Here is a 15,985-nt window from a genome sequence, read left to right as displayed (position 1 = left end):
TGTGGCTTCCCGATCAGGAAGCCAGCTGATGTTTATTTCTCAATCGGGTAGATCGTTCCCGTGTTCATAATGCCGTTTGGATCAAACTGACGTTTCAGACCTTCCAGCAGCGGCCACGCGCTGCCATGTTCCAGCTTGCTCCAGTGAACACGATGCTTGCCGATGCCGTGGTGATGCACCATTGAGCCGCCAAGACGGATCGTCTCTTCGCAAATAATCTTGTTAAGCGGGTTGTGGTACTTATCAATCTCCTCTTCCGGCTTGCAGTCCACCACGTTGTAGTCATACACAAAGTACATGTTGGTACCGTTGATATAACTATGGGAAGAGTGACCGCCCAGCATGGTGATGTCATCCGCGTGTGGGAATTCAGTACGAATACGATGGATCACGTTTTCGTAAATTTGATGGATGTAGCTCCAGCTGCCGGAAACTTCCGTCGTAAAGCCCATATTGCCGGTTTTCAGGATCTGTACGCGTTCGGCAGCCACTTTTTCCGGGCCCCAGTTCAGATGGTTAAACCAGTTCTCAATCAGCTTGCTGTCCACACGCTTACACTGTGGATAACGCGCGACGATCTCCGCAATGCCCTCGCCAGTGGCTTGCGCCATTCGCGGATTGCCCTCAGCCATGAAGATCAACACGCATTTCCCGTCAGCAAAATGAGTAAAGTGCTGGGTGCCATCCTCGGCGTCATACAGGCGTGCAATCGAAGGACGGTAGCCTTCCACCATCACTTCACGCAGGATATCGAAACCGATTTTCATATCGTCCAGAATGTAGCCGTAAAAAAGGTTATTTTCCGGCGTGAACTTGAAGATTTTCACCGTCACTTCAGTGATATAGCACAGCGCGCCTTCGTTCCCAATGATGATGTGGCGAATGTCCGGCCCGGCAGCCCGGCGTGGCACGTTCTTGATGCGGGTTACCGTGCCGTCCGGCAGCACCGCCTCCAGCCCCACGACCATATCTTCAATGGCACCGTAAAGAGTGGAGAATTGCCCGATGCTGCGGGTTGCAACCAGGCCGCCCATCTGCGCCAGCGGCTTAGACTGCGGCGAGTGCCCGGTGGTATATCCTTTTTCGCGCAATGCATTTTCCAGAATCTCAAGCGGCACGCCGCATTGAGCGGTCGCCTGCATGTTTTCAATATCAATGCTCAGGATCTGGTTCATCCCTGCCCCGTCCAGCACCACGGAGTCTTTAACCACCGTTTCCAGCCCCCCTTCCGTCGCGGATGCGCCGGTACGCGGAACTCCATTGATTTTATGCTGATTCATAAACGCCAGAACGCGGGAAACCTGCTCTGTCGAAACGAGTTTTACCACTGCCGCCGGAATGGGTAGTGTATAAATACCGTGAATGTCGGCATATTTACGAAAGCGGTCAATACTGTTTTTCTTTAATACCGTTTCATCGGTAATTACGCGTTCGGACCCAACAATTTCTTTTAACTGGTCAACAATCGCTTCGCGAGATAAAGGCATAGCTATTCCTTCCTGATAATTAGCAGAACAATTAATAATACAGAAACTATAGGTAGATATTAGCGAACTAAATAACCGCCATCGACGACCAGTAAATGACCGTTAACATAATTAGAAGCCTGACTGGCAAGGAATATCGCAGCCCCCATTAAATCCTGGGTATCGCCCCAACGATTAGCTGGGATATGATCCAATACGCGCTGATTCGTTTCCGGATTGCTGCGCGTAGCCAGCGTAATATCCGTTGCATAATATCCCGGTGCGATACCGTTAACCTGAATATTATATTGCCCCAATTCATCGCAATACGCCTTGGTAAAACCGGCAAGCGCATGTTTTGTCGCTGAATAAGCCGGAGACCACTGTCCGCCAAGATAAGAGAACAAAGAACAGATATTTATAATTTTACCGCTGTTTTGCGGAATCATAATTTTTGCCGCTTCGTAGCTCAGTTCAAACGCCGCCGTCAGGTTGACGTCAATCATCGGATCCCAGTCCGCACGACCAAAGTCCAGTACCTTATTCAGCTTACAAATTCCGGCATTGTTCACCAGAATATCAACGGTGCCAAAACGCTCGCAGCAGGCGGCAATAATCTTCTGCGGGGCACCTTTCTCGGTGATATCCACCTGCATGAATTCAACTTCAACACCCTGTTTCTCAATGATTTCCTTCGTTTCACCGTTATCTTTTACAAAACTTGGGATAAACAGATTCGCCCCGGCTTTCGCCAGCGCCATCGCAAAAGCCTGACCCAGACCACTGTTGCCACCCGTTACGATCGCCGTTTTCCCTTTCAGGGAGAAAAAATTCATTGAGAATGCATTGAGAGATTCGATTGACATAGCTGGCTCCAAATTCCTTTAGGCAAAAAAAAAGAAAGGCAACTTCCCCCGCTAGAGGGAAGTCACCTTTCTCATTATCTCTGGTAACTGGAATGAATTTTTAGCATAACGAGAAAATATCTAACGTGATCAAAATCACAGATGTTTTGTTCATTTTGTATTGATGACTAAAAACAAGAAGCGTGATTATTCTCACACTATAACCCACACTTCCATGTTATTTCTAAGCGCAATTACTAGAGACCTGAGAAAAGTAATCCACCTGAAAGGGCGGTTTACTTTTCTCTTTTTTTTGTCTGCATAAAATGAGAGCCCGATATGCAACAATCCTCATATCGCCGTTGGATAACACTCGCCATTATTAGTTTCAGTGGTGGCGTTAGTTTTGATTTAGCCTATTTACGTTATATCTATCAAATTCCCATGGCAAAATTCATGGGGTTTAGCAATACCGAAATTGGATTAATAATGAGTACCTTTGGCGTTGCCGCTATTATTCTGTATGCGCCCAGCGGCGTTATTGCCGATAAATTCTCCCATCGCAAAATGATCACCTCAGCCATGATAATTACCGGCTTGCTCGGTCTGCTGATGATGACCTATCCACCGCTGTGGGTCATGCTCTGTATTCAGGTCGCCTTTGCCATCACGACAATCCTGATGCTGTGGTCGGTATCAATTAAAGCCGCCTCGCTGCTGGGGGATCACAGTGAACAAGGGAAAATCATGGGCTGGATGGAAGGCCTGCGCGGCGTCGGCGTCATGTCGCTGGCGGTATTTACCATGTGGGTCTTTTCTCGCTTCGCACCGGACGACAGCAACAGCCTGAAGGCCGTGATCCTGATTTATAGCGTGGTTTACATCCTGTTGGGAATTTTGTGCTGGTTCTTCGTGAACGATGGCAACAGCCGCAGCCACGGTGCGAAAGAGGATAAGCAGGCGTTTCAGCTCAAAGATATCATCGCCGTGCTGCGTATCAGCACCACCTGGTATTGCAGCATGGTTATTTTTGGCGTCTTTACGATCTACGCCATTCTCAGCTACTCCACCAACTATCTGACTGAAATGTACGGCATGTCGCTGGTCGCGGCGAGCTACATGGGGATCGTCATCAACAAGATCTTCCGGGCTATCTGTGGGCCACTGGGCGGCATCATCACCACCTACAGCAAAATTAAGTCGCCAACGCGCGTGGTGCAACTGCTTTCAATTGTCGGCGCCGCTGCGCTGATTGCCCTGCTGGTGACGAACTCAAATCCGCAGTCCGTGGTTATGGGGATCGGCCTGATTCTGCTGCTGGGCTTCACCTGCTACGCCTCGCGCGGGCTTTACTGGGCCTGTCCCGGCGAGGCCAGAACCCCTTCTTACATCATGGGAACCACCGTAGGGATCTGCTCGGTGATCGGTTTTCTGCCCGACGTGTTCGTCTATCCGATTGTCGGCCACTGGCAGGATACGCTCCCGGCGGCACAAGCCTATCGCAATATGTGGCTGATGGGACTGGCGGCGCTGTGCATGGTCATCCTCTTCACGTTCTTATTGTTTCGCAAAATTCGCACCAACAACGCCGCACCGGAAAAGATAACCTCACTGGCCGCAGAAACCTCCGGCGAGTGAAGATGGAAAATTAAAGGAGAATGACAATGTCAAAGAAATACATCATTGGAATTGATGGCGGAAGTCAAAGTACCAAGGTTGTGATGTACGATCTGGAAGGTAACGTGGTGTGTGAAGGAAAAGGTCTCCTGCAACCGATGTTTACTCCCGACGCCGATACGGCAGAGCATCCGGACGACGATTTATGGGCTTCACTGTGTTTTGCTGGCAAAGACTTAATGAGCCAGTTCGCGGGAGATCCAAAAGACATTGTCGGGATTGGTCTGGGCTCCATTCGCTGCTGTCGCGCATTGCTCAAAGCAGACGGCACGCCCGCTGCGCCATTGATCAGCTGGCAGGACGCGCGCGTCACCCGCCCCTATGAGCACGCCAATCCTGATGTGGCTTACGTCACCTCATTTTCAGGTTATTTGTCACATCGCTTAACCGGTGAATTTAAAGACAATATCGCCAACTACTTTGGTCAGTGGCCGGTGGATTACAAAACCTGGACATGGAGCGACGACCCGGAGGTGGTGAAGAAATTCAATATCCCGCGCAGGATGCTGTTCGAGGTGCAGATGCCGGGAACCGTGATCGGGCACTTGACCGACGCTGCCGCGAAGGCGACCAGCTTCCCTGCCGGATTACCGGTGGTTTGCACCACCAGCGACAAACCGGTAGAGGCCCTGGGCGCAGGATTGCTGGACGACGAAACCGCGGTGATCTCATTAGGCACCTATATCGCCCTGATGATGAACGGCAAAGCGCTACCCAAAGATCCCGTCGCTTATTGGCCAATTATGTCTTCGATTCCGCAAACGCTACTCTACGAAGGCTATGGCATTCGCAAAGGAATGTGGACGGTCAGTTGGCTGCGGGATATGTTGGGGGAATCACTAATCCAGGATGCGAAAGCACAGGATCTGTCGCCGGAAGATTTGCTGAATAAGAAAGCGGCCAGCGTACCACCCGGTTGTAATGGCCTGATGACCGTCCTGGACTGGCTGACCAACCCGTGGGAACCGTTCAAACGTGGGATCATGATTGGCTTTGACTCCAGCATGGACTACGCCTGGATTTACCGCTCTATTCTGGAGAGCGTTGCGCTGACGCTGAAAAACAATTACGACAATATGTGTAACGAAATGAATCACTTCGCTAAACAAGTGATCATTACGGGCGGCGGTTCAAACAGCGATCTATTCATGCAAATCTTTGCCGACGTGTTCAATCTTCCCGCAAGACGGAATGCCATTAACGGTTGCGCCAGCCTGGGCGCGGCAATTAACACGGCGGTAGGGCTTGGTCTCTATCCGAACTATGAGACTGCGATAGAAAAAATGGTGCGGGTGAAAGATGTATTCACACCAATAGAAAACAACGCCAGACGCTATGACGCGCTGAACAAAGGGATTTTCCGCGATTTAACCCAGCACACCGATGTGATCCTGAAAAAGTCGTATGAAGTGTTGCATGGCGGCCTGGATAACGTTAATTCGATTCAGAGCTGGTCTAACGCATAAGGTTGTCCGGCCTGCATGTAGCACTCAATGCAGGCCGATAAACCCATTATCATCAGGCAATATTCAGATACTTATGGGTCTGCATCGACAGACGCCAGTTCCGCGCGATACAGGTATCAATACACAAACGAGTGGCATCTTCTTTCTGGCTGATTGGCTGTAAGGCGATGATACGCGGTTTGTCGTCGCTCAACGTAGCCAGCAGTTCATCCAGCGCTTCAATATCGCGAACGCGACCAACCGGATGTTTGATTTCATTCGCACGCTCCAGCGCCTGCGACAGCACATCATAGCCGCCGCGCATATTCACTTTCGGCGATACGGTCACCCAGGTATTCGGCGTACAGCGCACTTCGTGGGTACCGCTGGTTTCAATCTGGCAGCTAAAGCCGTTCTTTTCCAGCAGGTCTGTCAGCGGCATCAGGTCGTGAATGCAGGGCTCGCCACCGGTTATCACCACGTGACGGGCGGTATAGCCCTGACGCAAAATGACCGCCAGCAGATCCTCGCTGCTCGCCGCGCCCCATTTATCGCTCTCTTTGGTCTTAGCCAGGATGCTGTACAGGGAGACTTCCCGATCCTCAAGCTTATCCCAGGTGTGTTTGGTATCGCACCAGGCACAGCCAACCGGGCATCCCTGTAAACGAATAAAAATGGCGGGGACGCCGGTAAAGTAACCCTCACCTTGCAGGGTCTGGAACATCTCGTTAATCGGGTACTGCATAGCGCTCTCAATATGGGGATAAACGATAATTATCGCAGATCCCCGCCAAAGTATCATGCCCCATCGATGCTTTACGCGGCGATCGCCGCGGCAAAGCGTGCCGTAATCTGCTGCGGACGCGTGATAGCCCCTCCAACCACCACGGTATGGGCACCTAATGCCAGGCAACGTGCAGCACGTTCCGGGGTATCGACGTTTCCTTCCGCCACGACCGGTATGCTGACCGCAGCCAACACCTCACGTAAAAAACCGCAGTCGTTTTCCGCCAGCACATGCCCGACAGTGTCAGCGGTATAGCCGTAGAGCGTAGTGCCCACGCAGTCAAACCCCAGACGCTCGGCGGTCACCGCCTCGTCTACAGTGGCGATATCCGCCATCAGCAGTACGGACGGGTAGCGAGCGCGGACTTGTGCGACCAGTTCTTCCAGCGTTTGCCCACCAGGGCGCGGGCGCGCTGTCGCGTCCAGAGCAATAATTTCCGGCTCAACGGTCATCAACTCATCCACTTCCTGCAGGGTGGCCGTGATAAACACATCACTACCCGGATAATCGCGCTTGATAATCCCAATCACCGGCAGTGAGACGATCTCTTTGATAGCGCGAATATCCACCACACTGTTCGCACGGATACCTACCGCACCGCCCTGTGCTGCCGCCAACGCCATACGCGACATAATAAATGGACTGTGCAGAGGCTCATTTTCCAGCGCCTGACAGGAGACGATTAATTTACCTTTCAGGCAATCCAGTACAGTTTTCATTACGATAAGATCTCTTCGACTTCGTTTTTAATGATGGTGACATGCGGGCCATAAATCACCTGAACACCTTTACCGCGAATAATAACGCCACGTGCTCCGGTCGCTTTCAGCGCCGCTTCATCTACCTTGCTGCTCTCTTTCACCGTCACGCGTAAGCGTGTGGCGCAACAGTCCACCTCTTCCAGATTCTCTTTGCCTCCCAGCCCAGAGATGACTGCCGCTGCGCGTTCACTTTGAGGCAGACCGGATTCAATTGGGGTTACGTTTTCACGCCCAGGTGTCAGCCAGCCAAAGCGGTTAATCAAATAGCGGAAGGTAAAGTAGTAAAGGAAGAACCACGGTATCCCCACCATGGGAACGTACATCCAGTTGGTTTTAGCTTCCCCTTGTAAGACGCCGAAGAGGAGGGAATCGATAAGCCCACCCGAAAAAGTTTGCCCAATAGTGATATGTAAAATATGAGCCATCATAAACGCCAGGCCATCGAAGAAGGCGTGAATGACATATAACACGGGAGCCACAAAGAGGAAGGAGAACTCGATAGGCTCAGTGATCCCCGTCAGGAAAGAGGTCAGGGCTGCCGACAACAGCAGGCCGGCGACAAGCTTTCTGTTCTCCGGCTTGGCAGTGTGGTACATCGCCAGGCATGCGCCAAGCAGGCCAAACATCATGGTAATGAATCGCCCGGACATAAAGCGCGAGGTGCCCGCATAGAACTGCTGCGTATTCGGATCGGCAAGTTGGGCAAAGAAAATCCGCTGCGTACCTTCAACCAACTGGCCGTTGACGATTTCGCTACCGCCAAGCGCCGTCGTCCAGAACGGCAAATAAAAGATATGGTGTAAACCCAGTGGGCCAAGCATACGCAGGATGAAGCCGTACAACAGTGTCCCCAGATAACCCGTCGCATCCACCAGACCACCCAGCCCAAAAATGAGTTTCTGGAAATGCGGCCAAACCACTGTCATGACAGCCCCCACGACAATCGCGGCAAGGGAGCTAATAATCGGTACAAAGCGCGAACCGCTGAAGAAACCAAGGAACTGAGGTAGTGAGACTTTATTGAAACGGCTATGCAGCGCGCAGGTGACAAGACCAATAACCACCCCACCAAACACGCCCGTTTCCAGCGTCTGAATACCCAGCGTCATCCCCTGGCCAACGGCACCCGGGTTCTCGTGCGCCAGTGTCCCGTTGAGGGTCAATAAGGCATTGATAGTGGCATTCATCACCAAAAATGCCAGCAATGCCGCCAGCCCGGCGGTACCTTTATCCGTTTTCGCCAGTCCTACAGCGACACCCACTGCGAACAACACCGAAAGATTGGCAAACACAATAGAACCGGCGCTGGTCATGATTGTGAAGATTGCCTGCAACCAGTCGACATCCAAAAACGGATAAGCCGTCAATGTGTTTGGATTCGACAGTGCGCCGCCAATCCCTAACAACAGTCCCGCGGCGGGCAATACCGCAATCGGCAGCATGAAGGATTTGCCGAAGCGCTGCGCTTTTTCAAACCATGCACCCGATGAGGCGCCGCTAAACATTTGCATCATTTTTTCATCTCCCCGACTAGTGATGAAAATTTTTACCATAATTATTTTTATAAATGAAAATCATCATCAAAAACCAGGAAGCCGATCATACTTTTTTAAAATGACTGGCATCTCTCCCCTGCTTTCCGCCACACTATCAGCAGAGAAACGCATTAAGGATTTTGCATGTCAGAAAATGAAAACCTGCTGCTGAGATTGCGCCAGAGCGTTGATGGATATAGCCGAACACAACAGAAGCTGGGAGAGTTTGTGCTAAGCGATCCGGCAAAAGTTGTCTACCTGACGATTACCGAACTGGCGCGTGAAAGCGACACCAGCGAAGCTAGCGTCACACGGCTGTGCCGTACGCTGGGGTGTAAGGGCTATAACGAGTTCAAAATGGCGCTGGCACTCGATCTCCAGCAAGAACAGCCGGTAGAGCACAGCGGGGATGAAATTGACAATGTGGTCAATGAATCCGTGCAAGCACTGCAGGACACCGCAAAATTACTCGACAGAGCATTACTTGAAGCAGCCGCTCTTGCGCTGCATCAGGCGCAGTCGGTACAGATTTATGGCGTAGCGGCCAGCGCCATTCTGGGGGAGTATTTACATTACAAACTCCTGCGCTTGGGCAAACCCGCACAAATGTTCAGCGATATGCATCGCGCAGCCATGAACGCCACAACGCTAAGCAAAGACACGCTCGTGGTGGCGATTTCCAGCTCAGGCTCCACGCGCGATCTGCTGCATGTCGTTAAACTGGCGCGTAAGCAAGGCGCGCGCGTACTGGCGTTGAGTAATACGCCGCGCAGTCCGTTGGCTTCGCTGAGTGATATTCAACTGGTCGCAGCCAAACCAGAAGGTCCGTTGAGTGCTGGTGCGCTAAACGCCAAGGTGGGAGTGATGCTGTTGGTAGAACTGCTCACCACGTCACTGATTGCTCTGGATGAAAAGTACAGTGATGTGAGCCAGAAAACCGCCAGTGCGACCTTACCGCTACTGCTTTAGTTTAGCGGCATAAAAAAACCCGCCGCAGCGGGTTTTTACGTTAAGAGTTAAAGAACAGGATTACGCCTGACCTTTGATCTCTTTACGACCGTTGTACGGTGCTTGTTCACCCAGAGCTTCTTCGATACGAATCAGCTGGTTGTACTTAGCAACGCGATCAGAACGGCTCATAGAACCGGTTTTGATCTGGCCTGCAGCGGTACCAACAGCCAGGTCAGCGATGGTAGCGTCTTCAGTTTCGCCAGAACGGTGAGAGATGACAGCGGTGTAGCCAGCGTCTTTCGCCATTTTGATCGCAGCCAGAGTTTCGGTCAGAGAACCGATCTGGTTGAATTTGATCAGGATGGAGTTAACGATGCCTTTTTCGATGCCTTCTTTCAGGATCTTGGTGTTGGTTACGAACAGATCGTCACCAACCAGCTGGATTTTGTCGCCCAGAACTTTAGTCTGGTATGCGAAACCGTCCCAGTCAGACTCGTCCAGACCATCTTCGATGGACACGATCGGGTACTGTTTGGTCAGTTCTTCCAGGAAGTGAGTGAATTCTTCGGAGGTGAATGCTTTGTTGCCTTCGCCAGCCAGAACGTATTTACCGTCTTTGTAGAATTCAGAAGCTGCACAGTCCATCGCCAGGGTGATGTCTTTGCCCAGCTCGTAGCCAGCTGCTTTAACCGCTTCAGCGATTACAGCCAGAGCTTCAGCGTTGGAACCCAGGTTCGGCGCGTAGCCGCCTTCGTCACCCACTGCAGTGTTCATACCTTTAGCTTTCAGAACTTTAGCCAGGTTATGGAACACTTCAGAACCCATACGTACGGCTTCTTTCAGGGTTTTAGCGCCAACCGGCTGAATCATGAACTCCTGGATGTCAACGTTGTTGTCAGCGTGCTCACCACCGTTGATGATGTTCATCATCGGAACCGGCATGGAGTATTTGCCCGGAGTACCGTTCAGTTCAGCGATGTGTGCATACAGCGGCAGGCCTTTAGCAGCAGCTGCTGCTTTGGCGTTCGCCAGGGACACAGCCAGGATGGCGTTTGCACCGAAGTTGGATTTGTTTTCAGTACCGTCCAGATCGATCATGATCTTGTCGATGCCAGCCTGATCTTTAGCATCTTTACCCAGCAGAGCCTGAGCAATTGGGCCGTTAACAGCTGCAACAGCTTTCAGTACGCCTTTACCCATGAAACGGGATTTGTCGCCGTCGCGCAGTTCCAGTGCTTCGCGGGAACCAGTAGAAGCACCTGACGGAGCTGCTGCCATACCAACGAAACCACCTTCCAGGTGTACTTCGGCTTCAACAGTCGGGTTACCACGGGAGTCGATGATTTCACGACCGATGATTTTAACGATTTTGGACATTAGATTTTCCTCAGTACAAGTTAAACTAAAACTCCAGACAAACAATGCACCCGGATGGGTGCATTGCCGTTCTAACTTTTTTACTTCTTACTTCGCCTGACGCTTCTGATGTTCACTGGCGGCTTTCACAAAGCCGGCAAACAGCGGGTGCCCATCACGTGGCGTGGAAGTAAATTCCGGGTGGAACTGACAGGCCACGAACCACGGATGATTCGGTACCTCAATGATCTCGACCAACTGATCATCACCGGAACGGCCTGCAATACGCAGACCCGCAGCTTCAATCTGTTTCAACAGCATATTGTTGACTTCGTAACGGTGGCGATGGCGTTCAACAATTGTCGGCGCGCCGTACAGCTGACGAACCAGGCTATCGTCGCTCAACTGACACTGCTGGGCGCCAAGGCGCATTGTGCCGCCCAGATCGCTCTTCTCGGTACGGACTTCAACGTTGCCGTCTTCATCGCGCCATTCGGTAATCAGGGCCACCACCGGGTACTTACAGTCTGGCACAAATTCCGTGGAGTTGGCGTTATCCATACCCACTACGTTACGTGCAAACTCAATCAACGCAACCTGCATACCCAGGCAAATACCCAGATAAGGAACATTGTTTTCACGCGCAAAGCGCGCTGTCGCGATCTTACCTTCAACACCACGGTAGCCGAAGCCGCCAGGGATCAGGATTGCATCAAGACCTTTCAGGATCTCAACGCCGCGCGTTTCGACATCTTGCGAATCGATCAGCTTAATGTTGACGGTGACACGATTCTTCAGACCACCGTGCTTCAATGCTTCGATAACTGACTTATAGGCATCCGGCAGTTCAATATACTTGCCGACCATACCGATAGTCACTTCGCCTGCCGGATTCGCTTCTTCGTAGATAACCTGTTCCCATTCTGACAGATTAGCTTCCGGACAGTTCAAGCTGAATCGTTTACAAATATAATCGTCAAGGCCCTGGGATTTCAACAGGCCTGGAATTTTATAGATGGAATCGACATCTTTCATTGAAATAACGGCTTTTTCTGGCACGTTACAGAACAATGCAATTTTTGCACGTTCGTTGGCCGGAACCGCGCGATCGGAACGACAGATCAGAATGTCAGGCTGGATACCAATAGACAGCAACTCTTTTACCGAGTGCTGAGTCGGTTTAGTTTTGACTTCACCGGCAGCGGCCAGGTAAGGAACCAGAGTCAGGTGCATGAACAGCGCGTGTTCACGACCGATATCTACCGCTAATTGGCGAATCGCTTCCAGGAATGGCAGGGATTCGATATCACCGACCGTACCGCCGATTTCAACCAGAACGACGTCATGACCTTCGCCACCGGCAAGGACACGCTCTTTAATCGCGTTGGTGATGTGCGGGATAACCTGTACGGTTGCACCCAGATAGTCGCCACGGCGCTCTTTGCGCAGGACATCGGAGTAAATTCGACCGGTAGTGAAGTTATTGCGGCGAGTCATTTTGGTACGAATGAAACGCTCATAGTGACCCAGGTCCAGGTCGGTTTCAGCGCCGTCTTCAGTAACGAACACTTCCCCGTGTTGGATTGGACTCATAGTACCTGGATCGACGTTGATATACGGATCCAGTTTCATCATGGTCACGTTGAGGCCACGAGCCTCAAGAATGGCTGCCAGGGAGGCTGCGGCAATGCCTTTACCCAGAGAGGATACGACCCCGCCGGTCACAAAAATATAGTTCGTTGTCATGCTGGACCTGAGAAGTTAGGGTGAAACGATGGAATTACCAAGACGGGAAAGTAGTATACCCGAACATGACGAGCGCCACAAACTTTCATTATTCCTCCTCTTCACCAGGCTCACATAAACATCGGGAGTGAGAAAATAGCCCCTTTGGGGTAAATGTTTTTGACGTAAATCAAGCGCTTGTTATTTAAAAAATCACACAAATCGCCCTTGACCGACGAAATCCCTTAGAGATCAATTTCCTGCCGTTTTACCTGTTGCCAGACTTCTTCCATAGTTTCCAGATCAACACCAGTCATTTCCAGACCCCGGGCCGCTACAATTCGCTCAACCTCACGAAAACGGCGCTCAAATTTCTCGTTCGCTTTTTGCAATGCGGTCTCTGCTTTAGTACCTAAATGCCGAGCCATATTGACCGTCGCAAACAGCAGGTCGCCCATTTCCTCCTCCAGTTTAGCCTGGTCGACAACAGCCTGCTTCGCCTCAAACATGACTTCATCGATCTCTTCGTAAACCTTGTCGACAACCGGTCCTAATGTTTTCCAGTCGAAGCCAACATTAGAGCAGCGTTTCTGGATTTTTTGGGCGCGCATTAACGCCGGTAAACTACGGGGAATATCGTCGAGCGCGGAATGCTGCGCCTTCTGGGCGCGTTCTTCGCTTTTGATTTGCTCCCAGCGGGTCAACACCTCAGTGCTGTTACTGGCAGAAACATCAGCAAAAACATGTGGGTGGCGACGCTCAAGCTTATCGCTGATGGCGGCGCAAATATCATTGAAATCGAAACGTCCTTCTTCCTGCGCCATCTGGGCGTAAAACACCACCTGGAACAGCAAGTCACCCAGCTCTCCACGCAGGTCGTCGAAGTCTTCCCGCGCAATTGCGTCCAGCACTTCATAGGTTTCTTCGAGGGTATAAGGGGCAATAGTGGCGAATGTCTGCTCTTTGTCCCAGGGACAACCGTTTTCCGGGTCGCGCAGGCGCTGCATAATACCGAGCAGTCGGTCGATTTGATTCATTGGAATATCCTGAAATTTCAATACGCGAGGCCAGATAAGACGACAGCCGATATCCGGCAACATGGCAATGCCTGATGGCAACGCTAACGCGCCTCACCAGGCATGCAAACTTATCTGGCCTATAAAATAATTAATTACCGTGCAGACGACGTGCGTCGATCACATCCGGCACCTGGTTCAGCTTGCCAAGCACGCGCCCGAGCACCTGCAGGTTATAGATTTCGATGGTCATATCGATGGTAGCCAGCTGCTGTTTGGTATCACTCCGGCTGGCAACCCCCAGCACGTTCACCTTCTCGTTGGCAAGAATCGTGGTGATATCACGTAATAAGCCGCTGCGATCGTTAGCCTGGACGCGAACCACCAGCGAATATCCTGCCGAGTAGCTTTCGCCCCAAACCGCATCAACAATACGTTCCGGCGCATGGGAGCGCAGCTCGGTCAACTGTTCGCAATCCGCCCGGTGCACGGAAATACCGCGGCCCTGAGTGATAAACCCGACAATTTCATCGCCTGGAATCGGCTGGCAGCAGCGCGCAATGTGGTGCATCAGGTTACCCACCCCTTCCACCACCACGCGACCATCGTCTTTACGGCGACTCTGCGGCGCCTGCGTTTTCTGCTGAAGCTGTTTCAGCGCAGCGGCATCCTGTTCGGCTGCGCTTGGCTTATTAAACTGCGCCTGCAGGAAGTTCACCATCTGGTTGAGGCGAATGTCCCCCCCACCAATCGCCGCCAGCAGCTCATCCAGCTCATTGAAGCTGTAGCGCGGCAGCAGGTGCTTTTCCGCTTCTTTCAGGCTAATGCCTAAATGCGCCAGCTCATCGTCGAGGATCTGGCGGCCAGCAAGGATGTTTTTGTCGCGGTCCTGTTTACGGAACCAGGCGTGGATCTTCGAACGCCCCCGACTGGTGGTGACATAGCCGAGGTTAGGGTTCAGCCAGTCGCGGCTTGGGTTGGGCTGTTTCTGGGTGATAATTTCAATTTGATCGCCCATCTGCAGCTGGTAGGTAAACGGTACGATGCGTCCGCCAATTTTCGCGCCAATGCAACGATGCCCCACATCACTGTGAATATGATAAGCAAAATCGAGCGGTGTGGAGCCCGCAGGTAAGTCCACAACGTCGCCTTTTGGCGTAAAGACGTACACTCGGTCATCAAAGACCTGGCTACGGACTTCATCCAGCATTTCGCCAGAGTCCGCCATCTCTTCCTGCCAGGCGATCAGCTTACGCAGCCATGCAATACGATCTTCATGACCAGAACGCGCCACGCCGGAAGCAGTGCCCTCTTTGTACTTCCAGTGTGCCGCAACGCCCAGTTCGGCATCTTCATGCATCTGTTTCGTACGGATCTGAATTTCAATGGTTTTGCCGCCCGGTCCCAGCACAACCGTATGAATTGACTGATAGCCGTTGGGTTTCGGGTTAGCGACATAGTCATCGAACTCATCCGGCAGATGGCGATAGTGAGTATGCACTATCCCGAGCGCGGCATAGCAGTCCTGTAAACGCTCCGCCACGATACGCACCGCGCGCACGTCGAAAAGTTCATCGAAGGCCAGCTGCTTTTTCTGCATTTTGCGCCAGATGCTGTAGATGTGTTTCGGACGTCCGTACACTTCGGCTTTGACGCCTTCCGTATTCATCTCTGAGCGCAAATGACCGACGAACTCATCAATGTAATGCTCGCGATCGATGCGACGTTCGTGCAGCAGCTTGGCAATACGTTTGTATTCAGCCGGGTGCAGGTAACGGAAGCAGTAATCTTCCAGTTCCCATTTTAATTGCCCGATACCCAAACGGTTGGCCAGCGGCGCGTAGATATTGGTGCACTCTTTTGCCGCCAGAACGCGTTCATCTTCCGGTGCGTCCTTCACTTCACGCAGATGTGCAATCCGCTCCGCCAGCTTGATGACCACACAGCGGAAATCGTCCACCATAGCCAGCAGCATGCGGCGAACGTTATCGACCTGTTCGGATGAGACTGAATCGGTATGAGTGGCCTTAAGCTGGCGTATTGCCGCCATATCCCGCACGCCGTGGATAAGATGAACAATGGATTTGCCCACGCTCTCGCGCAGGATGTCTTCACTGACCACGTTGGCATCTGCCAGAGGGAACAACATTGCTGCGCGCAGCGTGTCGATATCCATGCTCAACATGGAGAGTATTTCTACCATCTCCACGCCACGCCACAGCAGCAGATCCGCATCCGGATGCCCCTGTGTCTGCTGCTGGCAGTACGCCCAGGTTTCGGCTAAGCGTTCACACGACTGCTGGCTGGAGATCCCCAGACTCGCGATCCATTTCTTTGGATCAAACTCACCAGCTTTATTTATATGTGCACTTCTTACCGCAACCATTGTCCTCTCCTTAAGGGGCCTGGCCTATCGAAGTC

The 15,985-nt window shown here is 51.9% G+C and carries 12 protein-coding genes; 3 read left to right on the top strand and 9 right to left on the bottom strand.

Annotation, left to right across the window (positions count from 1 at the left end; all coding sequences use genetic code 11):
* Positions 1 to 32: 32 nt before the first annotated feature.
* Together HV037_RS05670 and HV037_RS05665 are read right to left on the bottom strand one after the other, a co-directional pair.
* Positions 33 to 1,487 (bottom strand): FAD-binding oxidoreductase, encoded by a 1,455-nt coding sequence (locus HV037_RS05670; protein WP_103284163.1) that lies wholly within the window; start codon positions 1,485 to 1,487, stop codon positions 33 to 35.
* 59 nt (positions 1,488 to 1,546) lie between these two features.
* Positions 1,547 to 2,332, bottom strand: coding sequence for an SDR family oxidoreductase (locus HV037_RS05665; RefSeq protein ID WP_016154226.1), 786 nt, complete (start codon positions 2,330 to 2,332; stop codon positions 1,547 to 1,549).
* Positions 2,333 to 2,650: 318 nt separating this feature from the next.
* On the opposite strand from HV037_RS05665, the gene HV037_RS05660 reads away from it, so the two are divergent.
* Together HV037_RS05660 and HV037_RS05655 are read left to right on the top strand one after the other, a co-directional pair.
* A complete protein-coding gene (locus HV037_RS05660; RefSeq protein ID WP_103284164.1) occupies positions 2,651 to 3,949 on the top strand; it encodes an MFS transporter in 1,299 nt (432 codons plus the stop codon).
* Positions 3,950 to 3,975: 26 nt separating this feature from the next.
* Positions 3,976 to 5,454 (top strand): FGGY-family carbohydrate kinase, encoded by a 1,479-nt coding sequence (locus tag HV037_RS05655; protein ID WP_103284165.1) that lies wholly within the window; start codon positions 3,976 to 3,978, stop codon positions 5,452 to 5,454.
* 52 nt (positions 5,455 to 5,506) lie between these two features.
* Here HV037_RS05655 and queE read toward each other — a convergent pair whose 3' ends face one another.
* The 3 genes from queE to HV037_RS05640 form a co-directional block, all read right to left on the bottom strand.
* Positions 5,507 to 6,178 (bottom strand): 7-carboxy-7-deazaguanine synthase QueE, encoded by a 672-nt coding sequence (gene queE / locus HV037_RS05650; RefSeq protein ID WP_043017395.1) that lies wholly within the window; start codon positions 6,176 to 6,178, stop codon positions 5,507 to 5,509.
* Between the two features lie 71 nt (positions 6,179 to 6,249).
* Positions 6,250 to 6,939, bottom strand: a complete 690-nt coding sequence (locus tag HV037_RS05645; RefSeq protein WP_016154230.1) for an N-acetylmannosamine-6-phosphate 2-epimerase — start codon at positions 6,937 to 6,939, stop codon at positions 6,250 to 6,252.
* Complete coding sequence (locus tag HV037_RS05640) at positions 6,939 to 8,495, bottom strand: maltose/glucose-specific PTS transporter subunit IIC (RefSeq protein WP_103284166.1); 1,557 nt, start codon at positions 8,493 to 8,495, stop codon at positions 6,939 to 6,941. The genes HV037_RS05645 and HV037_RS05640 overlap by 1 nt, the downstream gene beginning before the upstream one ends.
* 165 nt (positions 8,496 to 8,660) lie before the next feature.
* Here HV037_RS05640 and HV037_RS05635 point away from each other — a divergent pair, with 165 nt between their 5' ends.
* The gene (locus HV037_RS05635; RefSeq protein ID WP_049040365.1) at positions 8,661 to 9,485 is read left to right on the top strand and encodes a MurR/RpiR family transcriptional regulator; all 825 of its coding nucleotides are present in this window, start codon (positions 8,661 to 8,663) and stop codon (positions 9,483 to 9,485) included.
* A 60-nt stretch (positions 9,486 to 9,545) separates the two neighbouring features.
* Here HV037_RS05635 and eno read toward each other — a convergent pair whose 3' ends face one another.
* From eno to relA, 4 genes are all read right to left on the bottom strand, one after another.
* Positions 9,546 to 10,844 (bottom strand): phosphopyruvate hydratase, encoded by a 1,299-nt coding sequence (eno, locus tag HV037_RS05630; protein WP_003034129.1) that lies wholly within the window; start codon positions 10,842 to 10,844, stop codon positions 9,546 to 9,548.
* An 87-nt stretch (positions 10,845 to 10,931) separates the two neighbouring features.
* Positions 10,932 to 12,569: a CTP synthase (glutamine hydrolyzing) gene (gene pyrG / locus HV037_RS05625; RefSeq protein WP_016154233.1), complete on the bottom strand. Its 1,638-nt coding sequence runs from the start codon at positions 12,567 to 12,569 to the stop codon at positions 10,932 to 10,934.
* A 224-nt stretch (positions 12,570 to 12,793) separates the two neighbouring features.
* Positions 12,794 to 13,585, bottom strand: a complete 792-nt coding sequence (gene mazG, locus HV037_RS05620; protein ID WP_016154234.1) for a nucleoside triphosphate pyrophosphohydrolase — start codon at positions 13,583 to 13,585, stop codon at positions 12,794 to 12,796.
* 130 nt (positions 13,586 to 13,715) lie between these two features.
* On the bottom strand, positions 13,716 to 15,950 hold the full coding sequence (gene relA, locus HV037_RS05615; protein WP_103284167.1) for a GTP diphosphokinase: 2,235 nt from the start codon (positions 15,948 to 15,950) through the stop codon (positions 13,716 to 13,718).
* Positions 15,951 to 15,985 lie beyond the last annotated feature (35 nt).

The sequence above is a fragment of the Citrobacter sp. RHBSTW-00017 genome (assembly GCF_013797615.1).
GTDB classification, from domain to species: domain Bacteria; phylum Pseudomonadota; class Gammaproteobacteria; order Enterobacterales; family Enterobacteriaceae; genus Citrobacter; species Citrobacter braakii.
Note: the sequence above shows the minus strand (reverse complement) of the source record. Positions and strands in the feature narration are given on the sequence as shown.